Origin of the sequence: Natronomonas gomsonensis (genome assembly GCF_013391635.1) — an archaeon.
Lineage (GTDB): Archaea > Halobacteriota > Halobacteria > Halobacteriales > Haloarculaceae > Natronomonas > Natronomonas gomsonensis_A.
In genome coordinates this window covers 1,469,422-1,481,506 of record NZ_JACAWU010000001.1, presented here as the reverse complement: position 1 = coordinate 1,481,506, position 12,085 = coordinate 1,469,422, and the positions used below count along the sequence as shown (strand labels likewise).

At 66.5% G+C, this 12,085-nt stretch carries 17 protein-coding genes; 5 read left to right on the top strand and 12 right to left on the bottom strand.

The annotated features are described in order from the left end of the window. Positions 1-80 precede the first annotated feature (80 nt). Positions 81-1,223, top strand: coding sequence for an acyl-CoA dehydrogenase family protein (locus HWX69_RS07695; protein ID WP_178916487.1), 1,143 nt, complete (start codon positions 81-83; stop codon positions 1,221-1,223). Positions 1,224-1,238: 15 nt separating this feature from the next. Here HWX69_RS07695 and HWX69_RS07690 read toward each other — a convergent pair whose 3' ends face one another. Next, entirely contained in the window at positions 1,239-1,961 is a 723-nt protein-coding gene (locus HWX69_RS07690) for a GNAT family N-acetyltransferase (RefSeq protein WP_178916486.1), read from the bottom strand. Between the two features lie 113 nt (positions 1,962-2,074). After that, entirely contained in the window at positions 2,075-2,680 is a 606-nt protein-coding gene (locus tag HWX69_RS07685; protein ID WP_178916485.1) for a metal-dependent hydrolase, read from the bottom strand. A 167-nt stretch (positions 2,681-2,847) separates the two neighbouring features. On the opposite strand from HWX69_RS07685, the gene HWX69_RS07680 reads away from it, so the two are divergent. After that, positions 2,848-3,546, top strand: coding sequence for an HD domain-containing protein (locus tag HWX69_RS07680; protein WP_178916484.1), 699 nt, complete (start codon positions 2,848-2,850; stop codon positions 3,544-3,546). Here HWX69_RS07680 and HWX69_RS07675 read toward each other — a convergent pair. Continuing rightward, positions 3,541-4,206, bottom strand: a complete 666-nt coding sequence (locus HWX69_RS07675) for a LysE family translocator (RefSeq protein ID WP_218644687.1) — start codon at positions 4,204-4,206, stop codon at positions 3,541-3,543. The two genes, HWX69_RS07680 and HWX69_RS07675, sit on opposite strands and share 6 nt — an antisense overlap. A 95-nt stretch (positions 4,207-4,301) precedes the next feature. Further along, positions 4,302-5,480, bottom strand: a complete 1,179-nt coding sequence (locus tag HWX69_RS07670) for a threonine synthase (protein WP_178916483.1) — start codon at positions 5,478-5,480, stop codon at positions 4,302-4,304. 115 nt (positions 5,481-5,595) lie between these two features. Between HWX69_RS07670 and HWX69_RS07665 the strand changes: the two genes are divergently transcribed. Next, complete coding sequence (locus HWX69_RS07665) at positions 5,596-6,855, top strand: NAD(P)/FAD-dependent oxidoreductase (RefSeq protein WP_178916482.1); 1,260 nt, start codon at positions 5,596-5,598, stop codon at positions 6,853-6,855. Here HWX69_RS07665 and HWX69_RS07660 read toward each other — a convergent pair whose 3' ends face one another. After that, positions 6,856-7,548: a metallophosphoesterase gene (locus HWX69_RS07660; protein ID WP_178916481.1), complete on the bottom strand. Its 693-nt coding sequence runs from the start codon at positions 7,546-7,548 to the stop codon at positions 6,856-6,858. A 98-nt stretch (positions 7,549-7,646) separates the two neighbouring features. Here HWX69_RS07660 and HWX69_RS07655 point away from each other — a divergent pair, with 98 nt between their 5' ends. Further along, the gene (locus tag HWX69_RS07655; RefSeq protein ID WP_178916480.1) at positions 7,647-8,420 is read left to right on the top strand and encodes a DUF7839 domain-containing protein; all 774 of its coding nucleotides are present in this window, start codon (positions 7,647-7,649) and stop codon (positions 8,418-8,420) included. Between the two features lie 3 nt (positions 8,421-8,423). Here HWX69_RS07655 and HWX69_RS07650 read toward each other — a convergent pair whose 3' ends face one another. From HWX69_RS07650 to HWX69_RS07620, 7 genes are all read right to left on the bottom strand, one after another. Further along, the gene (locus HWX69_RS07650) at positions 8,424-8,630 is read right to left on the bottom strand and encodes a hypothetical protein (RefSeq protein WP_178916479.1); all 207 of its coding nucleotides are present in this window, start codon (positions 8,628-8,630) and stop codon (positions 8,424-8,426) included. After that, a complete protein-coding gene (locus tag HWX69_RS07645) occupies positions 8,627-9,262 on the bottom strand; it encodes a DnaJ domain-containing protein (RefSeq protein ID WP_178916478.1) in 636 nt (211 codons plus the stop codon). Before HWX69_RS07645 ends, HWX69_RS07650 begins: the two co-directional genes overlap by 4 nt. A gap of 72 nt (positions 9,263-9,334) precedes the next feature. After that, positions 9,335-10,084 (bottom strand): proteasome assembly chaperone family protein, encoded by a 750-nt coding sequence (locus HWX69_RS07640; protein ID WP_178916477.1) that lies wholly within the window; start codon positions 10,082-10,084, stop codon positions 9,335-9,337. A gap of 50 nt (positions 10,085-10,134) precedes the next feature. Next, positions 10,135-10,314: an RNA-protein complex protein Nop10 gene (locus tag HWX69_RS07635; protein WP_156710115.1), complete on the bottom strand. Its 180-nt coding sequence runs from the start codon at positions 10,312-10,314 to the stop codon at positions 10,135-10,137. Next, a complete protein-coding gene (locus HWX69_RS07630) occupies positions 10,315-11,115 on the bottom strand; it encodes a translation initiation factor IF-2 subunit alpha (RefSeq protein ID WP_178916476.1) in 801 nt (266 codons plus the stop codon). It lies immediately after the preceding gene. Positions 11,116-11,171: 56 nt separating this feature from the next. Further along, entirely contained in the window at positions 11,172-11,345 is a 174-nt protein-coding gene (locus HWX69_RS07625; RefSeq protein ID WP_156710117.1) for a 30S ribosomal protein S27e, read from the bottom strand. 3 nt (positions 11,346-11,348) lie between these two features. After that, entirely contained in the window at positions 11,349-11,630 is a 282-nt protein-coding gene (locus HWX69_RS07620; RefSeq protein ID WP_156710118.1) for a 50S ribosomal protein L44e, read from the bottom strand. Between the two features lie 124 nt (positions 11,631-11,754). Here HWX69_RS07620 and HWX69_RS07615 point away from each other — a divergent pair, with 124 nt between their 5' ends. Continuing rightward, positions 11,755-12,024 carry an HAH_0734 family protein gene (locus tag HWX69_RS07615; RefSeq protein ID WP_178916475.1) on the top strand — a complete coding sequence of 90 codons (270 nt, stop codon included), beginning with the start codon at positions 11,755-11,757 and terminating at the stop codon, positions 12,022-12,024. Positions 12,025-12,085: the final 61 nt, after the last annotated feature.

Genomic DNA, 12,085 nt, shown 5'->3' with positions numbered 1-12,085 from the left:
CCCGCCGAGTTCCGACCGAATCGACGTGAGAGGGTTGCTCGTGGCGGCACGTTTATTTTTGCGCCGTCGAAGGTGTGTGTATGGACTTCACACTGCCTGACGAACACCGGATGATTCAGGAAGTCGTCCGCGACTTCTGTGAGGCGGAGCTCGAACCCATCGCACAGGACATCGAGGACGAACACCGCTTCCCCGAGGAGATATTCGAAGAACTGGCGGACCTCGATTTGATGGGCGTCCCCGTCCCCGAGGAGTACGGCGGTGCGGGCGGCGACTACCTCATGTATGCCGTCGTCGCCGAGGAACTCGGCCGCGTCTCCGGGTCTGTCGGCCTCTCGTACGTCGCCCACACCTCCCTCGGACTGATGCCCATCGTCAAGTTCGGAACCGAAGAACAGAAGGAGAAATGGGCTCGGCCGCTGGCGGAAGGCGAGGGCATGGGGTCGTGGGCACTCACCGAACCCTCCTCCGGAAGCGACGCATCGGACATGGACACGATGGCCGAGAAGGACGGCGACGAGTACGTCATCAACGGCACCAAACAGTTCATCACGAACGCCAGCGTCGCAAACAGCGTCCTCGTGAAGGCCGTCACCGAACCCGGCGCGGGCTACGACGGTATCTCGACGTTCATCGTCGACCCCGAGAACGACGACGGCTTCGAGGTGTCGACGGTGTGGGACAAGATGGGCTTGAACGCCTCACCGACGTGTGAAATCCAACTCGACGACGTTCGGGTTCCCGAAGAGCGCCTGCTGGGCGAGGAGGGTGAGGGGTGGAAACAGACCAAGAAGACCCTGGACGGCGGTCGCATCTCCATCGCCGCACTGTCGACGGGCCTCGGCGTCGGCGCCTTCGAAGCCGCCCGGCAGTACGCCACCGAACGCGAACAGTTCGGCAGTCCCATCTCGAAGTTCGACGCCGTTCGTGACATGGTCGTCTCGATGGACCGGAAAATCGAGCGGGCGCGACTGCTCACCCACAAGGCCGCGACGATGTACGACAACGGCGAGGACGTGACGCGCATCTCCTCGCTCGCGAAACTCGACGCCTCCGAGATATGCCGTGAAATCGCCGAAGACGCCGTGCAGGTCCACGGCGGCTACGGCTACACCACGGACTTCGCGCCCCAGCGCTTCTACCGGGACGCGAAGCTCATGGAAATCGGCGAGGGAACGAGCGAAATCCAACACCTCGTGTTGGGCCGAGAGCTCGGATTGTAAAATCGAGCCGCCCGATTACATGTAGGCGGCGTCCCAGCGAGTCGGTTTCAGCTGGTTGCCACAGGAGTCACACTCCAGTCGCCCCATCGAGTCCATCGACGTGACGAGTGACTCACAGGAACCGCAGTAGTACCCGTACTTGTTCTCCCGGTCCTCCTCGGTGTAGACGGTGTAGAAGGCGCCTTTCGAGCCGCGGTCGGAGTCGCTTCGGTCGACGTACAGTTCTCGGTCGTCGACGACGATGGGCTGGATTTCCGAGCCCTCGTGGTCGACGTAGATGTTCTCGATGAAGGCGGTGCCGTCGATTTCGACGCTTCCCTCCCCGACTTTCGTGAGTCCGCGTTTCTCCCAGAATCGGTTACCCTCGGTGTTGTCCGCGAGGACGAGTCCGCGGATGGTCTCGGCGCCGGCGTCTTCGAGGCGCTGGCGGGTCTCCTCGTAGAGGGCGTGTCCGATTCCCTGTCCACGGTACATCGCGGCGACGTGGAGCCAGTGGATGTCGCCGCGACTGTCGACGAGGACGCTCTCGGAGAACGCCACCGGTTCGCCGTCCTCCTCGGCGATGAGGAGCTGTACCTCGTCGTCCTCGAGTTTCTCGGCGAATTTGTCGACACCGTACCACTGTCGAATCGCTCCCTCGATGGTGCTCGGACTCAGCGAGTACGACGCTTCCATCGACCGGAGCGCGAGAGACCGTATCGTCGGGCCGTCGTCTGCCGTTGCTTCGCGTACCTCCATACACGCGAGGTACGACCCGCGGTGCCATAAAACCGAACGCCGCCGCTAAACGTTGCACGGATGTTCACTGGCGGTTCGGGTAGCGGGACGAAAAGCCGATTCCGAGCGAAGCGTCACTCCATCGCGTAGCGCTCGGGTACGTAGGCCGCGAACGGTTCGGGAACGTACCGGAACACTCTCGGCGCGAGGTCGGCGAGCCGGCGCCGTAGCGTAACGTACGCCGCTGCAACCCCGAGCGCGGCGGCGACAGCCCACGCGAAAGTGCCGTCGAGAACGACGAAAAGCGGCACGCCGACCGCGGCCGACAGCGCGAGGTCGCCGGGCGAACCGTCGTAGGCGACCGCCCGACGGGGTGCGAGCCACTCCTTGCGAGTGTGGTCGTACACCGCCCGCTCGGAGGTTCCCTCCCACGGCCGGAGTTCGAGGCCCCCACCGTACACGTCCATCCGACAGTGGAGTGCCGCGCCCAACAGGAACAGGGCGATTGCGACCGAAAGCGGCCCCGTCCAGACGAACGCCGCGAGGGCTGCAGGCACCGCCGCAATCGGGTACAGCGTCGGGTAGTGCAGCGTCTTCCGGTGACCCGAATACAAATCGAGGTCGGGGAAGATTCCGCCGAGGAGCCCGCCGAGAAGCGCCGCTGGCGCCAACTCAGGGGCGTACACCGCAAGCGGCGCCGCGAGCGCGAGCCCGACGAGCGCGTGTGTCGGCAGCATCATACAGTTCGAGAAAGGCGGTTCGGTCGTATAAGCACATCGGGGGTCTCGACACCGTTTCCCTCACCCCTCGACACGCTGTGACATTGTCGTAAGCCTAAAGAGTCGAACCTGCCTTTTTTCGGGCAAGATGACCGACGCATTCGACTCTTTCGTTCGGAGGGGGATACATGGGTGTTGAAATCAGGGAATCGCCCGTCTCCGATGACGAGTTCGAGGAGATGAAGCAGTTCGTCCACGATTACCTCGCGGCGAGCGTCGAGGGCGAAGACGAGGGCGGACGGATGCGGTGGTACCCGTGGCACTCCGCGGAGTACCGGTACAACCACATCCTCAACGTGACCGAACTCGCAATCGAAATCGCCGAAAAGGAAGGGGCAAACGTCGACGTGACCCGCGTTGCGTCGCTGTTTCACGACATCGCGAAACTCGAAGCCGACCAGGACGTCCACGCCGAGGCGGGCGCCCGCGTCGCCCGCGAGTACCTCCGCTCGCGGACCGACTACCCAGAATCGTTCATCGAACAGGTGTGTGACGCCGTCGAGACTCACTCCTACGAGGGTGACCTCGAGAACGTGCCGCTGGAGACCCAATGTCTCATGGAAGCCGACCTCCTCGACAAGGTCGGCGCCAACGGGACGACGCTGATGTTGCTTCGGATGGGCTACGAGGCCCGGACTCACATGGACGCAAACGAGATGGTCGGACGCGTCCTCGAGCGCGGCGAGGACGCCATCTCCCGGGTCCGGTCGGACACCGCGGAGAGCATCGCCCACCAGCGCATCAAGCGCGTTCGGTGGTTCAAGGAGTGGCTCGAAGGCGAAATCGCCGAGATGGAGCCACCGGATACCGACGCCGACCTCTTATAAGAGGAGGGCGTCGGCGAGGAAGTACACGCCGAACCCCGCGAGGACGACCGCACTCCCGTAGGCGATAGCCGGCGCCAGCGACTCCATCCGCTGTCGAGCGGCCGTCAGCGTCGCGGGAAAGCCGGTTATCCAGACGCCGATACCGCCGAACAGTCCGACGAGTAAGACCGGGCTGCCCGTCTCGACGACGACGAGGCCAGCGAGCGCCTCGCTAGCGTACGACAGCACGTCGACGGTGCCGGGCGTCAGAAGCGCCGTTCCCGCCGTGACCCAGAACAGTATCTGATAGGGGTTCGTCAACGCGAGAACGAACGCCTTCGAGAAGCCGCGACTGTCCTCGTCGCCGGGCGTCTCGGCGGCCCGAAAGCTCTCCTGTGCGCCGCGGGCGGCGCCGTAGGCGAAATACAGCATCAACAGCCCACCGACCCCGACCATGATCGATTGTAGCGTCGGCATCTCCTCGATGGCAGCGACGACGCCGAGCAGTGCCAACCCGAGGAAGACCGCGTCGGCGGTCATCGCGCCCAGTCCGGCACGGAATCCGGCGGTCCACCCCCGGAGGACGGATTCCTCGGCGATGACGGCGTTCATCGGCCCCGGCGGTGCCGCCAACGCCAACCCGAACAACACGCCTGCCGAAAGCGTCGAGAGGAGGGTCATCTCCCTGCAGTATCACGCCGCTAAATAAAAGCGTGGCGTGATGAGAGTTCGTGACACGGGTCGCGACTGCTCGCACCGCAGACGCCAGCGAGCGCCTACATCCCGCGGCCCATCAGCCGACTCCGGACGATGTCGGCGTCTTTGTTTCCGGTTCCCGTGTTGAGGAGGACGACGGTGTCGTCGGAATCGAAGGCGCCGGCGTCGGCGAGGTCCCACGCCCCCGCGGCGGCCGCTCCGCAGGCGACGCTGACCTCCAGTCCCTCGTGTTGGGCGACCGTCGCCGCGCTGTCCAGCAGGTCCTCGTCGTCGACGGCGACGCCCGACCCGCCGCTTGCGCGGACGGCCTCGACGGCGGGCAGTCCGCCGGCAGGGTCGGGCACTTCGAGGCTCCCGACGACGGTGTCGGGGTACTCCCACGGCTCGGGGTCGTCGCCGCTTTCGACGGCCTCGACGACGGGCGCACAGCCGTCCGGTTGGGCCGCGTACAGACGTGGCGTGCCATCGACGAGGCCGAGGTCGTCGAACTCCCGGGCACCCTTCCAGAGCCCCGAGACAGCGGCCCCGTGGCCGACCGGCACGACGACGGCGTCCGGAGCGGTCCACTCGAGGTCCGCGGCGAGTTCGTGATACACCGATTTCATCCCCTCGTGGCGGAACGGCGAGTCGAAGGCGGCGGCGGGGAACCACTCCTCCTCGTCGGCCGCGGGCAGTTCCTCGCGTTCGCGCTCGTAGGTCTCGCGGGCGTCGTCGAAGCGGCCCTCGACGACGCGCATGTCGCCGCCGTGGACGTTTATCATCGCCTTGTTGATGAAGTTCGCACGGCTGGGGACGAACACCCGCGAGAGCAGGCCGGCGCGGGCGGCGTAGGCGGCCGCCGACTGGCCGCCGTTGCCCGTCGTCGGCAGGGCGAGCGTATCTGCGTCGGCCCGGCGGGCGGCCTCGGCGACGACGGCGAGGCCGCGGTCGGTCACCGTCCCCGTCGGGTTGTGCGCCTCGTTTTTGATGTAGACGGATTCGACGCCCAACTCCTCGGCCAGCCGCGGCGCCTCGACCAGCGGCGTCGCCCCCTCGCCCATCCCCTCGGGGACGACCGGGAACAGCTCGCGGGCCGCCCACGCGCCCGACCGGTCCGTGAGCGTCTCCCGACTCAGTTCGGTGGCGTCGTAGTCGTACGTCGCATCGAGCGTCCCGCCGCAAGCCGGACATCTGGTGGGGGCCTCGTCGTCGGCCGTCTCCCCGCAGTCGGTACAGCGAAAGCCCTCGAAACTCGTCATACGCGAGGTTGGGACGGCGGTGGCAAAGCCCTGTCCTTCCCGGTCAGACGGACCCGTCCTCGCTCGCGGCGTCCGGACGGAAAGGCGTTTGAGGTGGCCGACCGAACCCGGAGGTATGCACGTCGTCGTCGCCGGTGGCGGACTCGCCGGACTGGTCGCCGCCCGACGCCTCGCGGAGGCGGGCGCCGAAGTCGAACTGTTCGAGGAACGCGAGGAGGTCGGCGGCCGCGTCCGCTCACGGACCGTCGACGGGTTCACGCTGGACCGCGGCTTTCAGGTGCTGTTCTCCGCCTACCCCGCCGCCCGCCGAGAACTCGACCTCGACGCCCTCGACTGCCGCCGCTTCGCCCCCGGTGCGACCATCGCCCGGCCGAACCACCGCTCGACGCTGTCGGACCCGCTCGGCCAACCGAGCGCGGCGGTGCCGACGCTGTTGAACCGCGACGTTCGGACGGGCGACAAACTCCGCCTGTTTCGCCTCCAGCGGGAGTTGAAGCGTCGCGAGTGGGAGACGCTGTTCGACGGCGACGACACCTCGATCCGGGAGTACCTCGCAGCACAGGGCTTCTCGAAGGCGTTCGTCGAGAGCTTCGCTGCGCCCTTCTACGGCGGCATCACGCTGGACCGCTCGCTGTCGACGTCGAGTCACGTCTTCGAGTACACGTTCAAGGCGCTCTCGGAGGGCGAGACCGTCGTTCCCGCGGCCGGGATGGGCGCGATACCGGCGCAACTCCGCCAGCGGGCGGAGGCAGCGGGTGCGGCTATCGAAACCCAAGACGCAGTGAGCCGAATAGATGCCGACGAGGACCGCGTGAGTGTCGAGATGAACGACGAACACCGCTCACCCGACGCCGTCGTCGTCGCCACGGACCCGAAATCGGCCGGTGACCTGACGAGCGTCGAGACGCCGACGGAGGCGAAAGCCTGCGTCACCGTCCACTGTTCGGTGCCCGATCACCAGACGCTCGACACCGAGTCACGCATCCTGCTCAACGCCGAAGACGACCGGCCGAACACGGTCGCACCGATGTCAGCCGCCGCCCCGGAGTACGCACCCGAGGGCCGTGACCTCCTCAGCGCGACGTTCCTCGGCGAACAGGAGGAAAGCGACGAGGAACTCGTCGAGACTGTCCGTGAGGCACTCGATTCCTGGTACCCCGAGAACCACTTCGGCGAACTCGAAGCCGTCGCCGTCGACCGAATCGAGTTCGCCCAGTTCGCCCAACTGCCGGGGTTTCGCTCGTCGCTTCCCGCCATCGATGCCCCCGAGGGACCGGTGTATCTCGCCGGGGACTACACCCGCTGGTCGTCGATTCAAGGGGCACTCGAGAGCGGAAAGTGGGCTGCAGACGCCGTCCTCGCGGACCACGACTGACTACAGCAGTCGGCGGAACTTCCCGAGCGGCGGGAACTCGTGGGTTTCGTCGGCGTCTTCGTCGCGGACGACGGGACGGAGTCCGTCGGCGTCGGTGACCAGCGGCGACTGGAACTCCCTCGCGGTCATTCCGTTGACGGCGACCCCGGCCGGCAACCGACTGAACGACGGCAGCATCAACACGTCCGCATCGCCGTACTGCTCGGGCCCGTACAAGTAACAGGGCCGTCGCTGGCCCTCGATTTCGATGGTCGGGTGGTCGTGGCCGACGACGTAGCAGTCGGCGTCCGTTTCCGGGCGTTCGTGGCCGTGGGTGACGACGACGCGGCCGAGGCGGTACTCCCCGGCTGTCGGGCCGTCCCACAGTTCTTCGAGCATCGTGTCGTGGTTACCCGGTGTGGCGAGGAGTCGGGTCTCGGCCGCCTCCGCCACGCCCTGTAGTTCTCGAACCGTCTCGGCGGCGCCTCGCGGGAGGCTATCGAAGGCGTGGAGTACGTCGCCTGCTAACACGGCTTCCGTCGGCGAGAACCGCTCGAGGAGCGCCTCGAAGCGCCCGATGAGGGTCGCGTGTGCGTGCTCTCCGAGCCCCCACTCGACGTTCGAGGTGGCGGCGCGGCCGACGTGGAGGTCCGCACAGACGAGCGCGTCGGCGGCCGGCAGGTACACCGCTCTGTCACACGGCTCGAACTCCATGTCGGCCGTACGGTCGGCGGCGGCAAAGCGCTGGCGGGAACCGCGACGACGGCGTCTGTGTCGCCGGGGTTTATAAATAATCGTCACGAGGGACCGGTATGGTCGATGTCCTCGACAACAAGCGCTCGGCGACGAAGTTCCGCGTCCTCGTCGAGATAGCGGACCGCCAGCCGGCGGTCAATCAGGGGGAAATCGCAGACGCCGTCGGCGTGACGAGTCAGGCCGTCTCGGAGTACATCCGCGAACTCGTCGACGAGGGGTTCGTCGAGAAGGAGGCCCGCTCGCGGTACCGCGTCACCAAACAGGGCGTCGACTGGCTGTTCCAGCAGGCCTCCGACGTGCGCCGCTTCGCCGACCACGTTACCGAGGACGTCCTCGGGAGCATGCAGGAGGACGCCGCCCTCGCCACCGCCGACATCGAATCCGGCGACGCAGTATCGCTTTTCATCCGAGACGGCCTCCTCCACGCCGACCCCGGCGAAGAGGGGCCCGCCACCGGCGTCGCCACGACCGACGCGAGTGAGGGCGAAGTCGTCGGCGTCACCGGCTTCGCCGGCATCATCGACCTCGAACCCGGCGAGGTGACGGTGTTTCAGGTCGCACCCATTCGCTCGTCGGCGCCGGCAGGGTCGGAGTCGCTTCGAGCGGCCGCCGACGCCGCCGACGTGGTCGCCGCCGCCGGCGTCGAGGCCGTCGCCGCCCTCCGGGATTCCGGCGTCGACGCCGACGTGACGTTCGCTGCCGGCGAAGTCGCCGCAGACGCCGCAGGCCGTGGCCTCGACGTGGTCGTCGTCGCCACCACTGACCTCGCCGGACGAGTCACCGACGCGCTTCGTGACGCCGGGTTGGCCTACGAAGTCGACGACGTGTAGAATCTACTGCGTGTCGCTCTGTGCCCGCTCGACGGCCTCGTAGTACGTCGCGGCGTCGGCGTCGTAAATGAACGTCGCCAGTTCCTCGTGGCCGAGGTCCTGTGCGGCGAACTGCGCGGCCATCCAGTTGTGGGGGTCATCCAGTCGCCCCGAATCCAGTACTTCACGGAGTTGTTCGACGACCGTCTCCGTGATGGGAACTCGGGTCACGAGGAGGCGTGTTGCCTGGCGGTGTCGTACGCCTCACGGACTCGTTTGAACTCGGCCTCGTCACCGCCCTGGTCGGGGTGGACTTCCTTGACGCGGCGGCGGTAGGCTTGCTGGACTGCATCCTCGCTGGCTCCACTCGGAAGGCCGAGGACGGCGTAGGCAGTCTCCGCCGGGTCGACGCTCCGGTTCGGGCGTCGCGAGCGGCGTCCGGAACCGCGGCCGGTGTCGCCGAACTCCACGTCGGGCGTCTCGAACGGCAGTCGGTTGCCGAGTGCGATACCGGGCATCTCGTGTTCCATGAGGATGGCGTACGTCGAGGTGTGTTCTAAGGCGTAGAACGTCCGTGCGTCGAACGTGACGGCCACGTCTCGGTGGGGAAGATAGAAAGCGACCGATTCACCGTGGGCACGCGTATCTTCGGCGAAGCGCTCGCCGATAGCGTCGAGATAGCGTCGAATTTCGGCGCGACGGCGGCCCTCGCTGGAGGGCCACGTCGACCGGCTCTCGTTGCCGTCCGGGAACACCCGGGAAGCGACGACGAACGTCGCCGCGACGGCGAGGCTCACGAGCGCACCGACGGACACGCCGAGGAGGAGCCATCGCGGCAATCCGAGTAGCGATTCGACGACCACACCCATTGTAGGAGCGAATCCCATAAGAGCGTGTTGGGATTCGGCAAACCGTGCGGTTATCGTGGCGAGGAATCAGCCGATGTACCGGAGGTCCTCGTCGCTCGGAGCGGCGCCCTGTTCCATCTGCCGGATGCGCTTTACCACCTCTTCCATCTCCTCGGCGCGCTCTTCGAGGGAGTCGTAGCCGATGTCGAAGCCGACGGCGTCCTGCAGCACTTCCAACACGGCACGGGCACTCTTGGGGTCGACGAGATAGCCGCTCGTCTCGCCCATCAGGCAGGCGGCCTCGTAGCCGCGGCGCTCGCCCAACCCGAGGAGGAGTCCGGAGATACCGACGATGCCGCCGGCAGGTTCGTCTTCCCGGAACTCGACGCCGACGTCTTCGAGGTCCGCGATGAACTCGTCGGTCGTCGCCGCACCGACCACGTCCGGTTCGTCGACCAACTCGCCGGTGGGAACGCCGCCCAGCGCGAAGATGCGGTCGGTCTCGAAGGCGCCAGCCACGTCGAGGAAGGTGTCGGCGAGGCGGTAGTGGCCGGGACCGTCGCCCGCCTGGTGGTCACCGGTCAACACCAGCATGTCGTGGCCGGCGTCGCGGATGGCGTGGACCTCCGCACACGCCAGCGTCGTCTTGCCGTCCTCGACGGTCACCTGCGGCGGGAAGTGCTCGGAGTACACCCGGCGCACCAACTCGGCGTCGAACTCCTCGAGTAAGTGTTCGGCGGCGAGTTTGCCGACGTGGCCGACGCCCGGCAGGCCCTCTATCAACACCGGATCGTCCAAATCGGGGTCGGCAGGTCGCTCGATATCGAACTCGTCCATGCGACTCACTGGCGGTCCACCGACTTAAGAACGCGGCGATAGTCGGCGCGTCAGGAACGCCGGCGCCGTGCCCGCCGCCGGTACTCCCCGTAGGGGTCCTCCGGCGAGAACGGGGCCGGCGCGCTGTTTTCGGCGTCGGCACCACACTCCGGGCACTGCTCTCCGAGCGTGTACACCGGCCGGTCGTGTTCGGTCTCCCAGGCCGAACACACCCGGATGTCGGCTTTCATCTACTCCTCGTCGGTACGGCGCTCGCGGTGGAACTCCCCGGTGCCGCCGACGGCCTCGATGGCCTCGCTGGCCCGCGCGGCGCTTTCCTCCAGTTGCGTCTCGGCGGTCTTGTAGTTCGGCGCCTTCACTTTGATGCGGTACTCCGGCGCACCGACGTAAGTCACGTCGAGTTCGACCTCGTCGGGGACTTCACCGTTGCCCTCGGCGGCTTTCAGCGCCTCGCGAACGTCCTCGACGCCGTCGGTTCCGGGGGCTTCGAGGTCGACGTAGCCCGTCACGGTGACGTAGGGGACGGAGACGTTCTCGCGGGCCGTCTCGACGATGGCCTCGAGTTCCTCCTCGGAGAGGTCGGTGCCCTCGAGGGCCTCGGGGCCGTGGATGGCGGCCTGTTCGAAGCCGGCGTACAGCGACCCGTGAACGTCGATGAGCTCGTTCGCGATGTCGCGGAACGTCTCGTCTTCGACGTCCTCGCCGAAGGCCAGTTCCATCCACTTGTCGGCCTTCTGTTCGCTCTTCCACTCTTGGACCTTCTCGGAGCGTTGGTGGTCGTTGACGTCCTTGATCGAGAGGTCGACCTGTTGGGCGTCTTCGTCGACCTCCAGTACCTTACAGACGACGAGTTGGTCCTCGTTGACGTGGTCGCGGACGTTCTTGATCCACCCGGAGGCGACCTCGCTGACGTGGACCAGCCCCCGTTTGTCTTCGTACTCTTCGAGGTCGACGAACACGCCGAAATCCTCGATCTCGTCGACGCGTCCGACGACGAGTTCTCCCGGCGTAGGCCAGCCACTGTATTTCATACCCTCCGCTACCCGTCTGACGAGAATAAAAGCACCGTTCGCCCGCCGGTTGCCGTCTATCGCGCTTCGACGGTCTCGACGACCTCGCCGAGGATGTCGGCCTCGCCGCCGGTCGGCGTCGCGAGCGTCGAGCCACACACCGCACACGTGACGGTGCTTGCGGCCTTGCCGAACACTATCTGCTCGTTCTCACAGTCCCCACATTGGACGCGGAAGAAGTTTCCTGCCATCGTTTACTCCTGGAAGGTGAGTCGACCGGCACGCCATCCTTCACGGAGGTGGGCCTTGCCACAATCGCTGCAGCGGTACTTGAGGTCCGTCTTCTTGGTGGGCTTGTCGCCACCGGGGACCTTCGAGAACCGCCCGGCGTTACCGATGACGGCCTTCCCGCGTCGAGTGCGGCGGGCGTCCCACTTCGTTCCCGAGGAGCGGCCCGTTCGGACCTTCTCCACCTCGTGTTCGTGGTGGGTGTTGCAGTGCGGACAGTACGTGTTGAACCGGCGTGGCATTTCCATAGTTATCGACGGCTAACGCGTCGTGGGTTAAAACGGGTTTGGTTTTGCGGCCGAACGGCCGCCATCGGGTGGCCGGCGTAGGGCCTTCGAAGCGCTTAACCCGAACTCTCACGAAGGCCCGCGCATGAAGCGGCTCATCATCCGCGGGGACCCCGGCATTCGGAAGGGCGCCGTCATCGACTACGACGGCGAGGAGTACGTCTGCTTCGGCATCTCCCGACAGGGCGAGTGGCACGGCCCCGACCGCGTCCAGCTGTGGTGTACCATCGGCAAGGAGGACGAACGCGAGGACTTCGCCAAACGGAACTTCGTCCCGATGCACCTCGACGTGGACAACGTCGACGCCGACGCTGTCGAGGTCATCAAGGCGAAGGGCGATCCCGCGACCGCCTGAGTCGACCCACTCGACCCACCCTTTATATACGAACACGCAGCCAGGCGGCGTATGCCCCGTG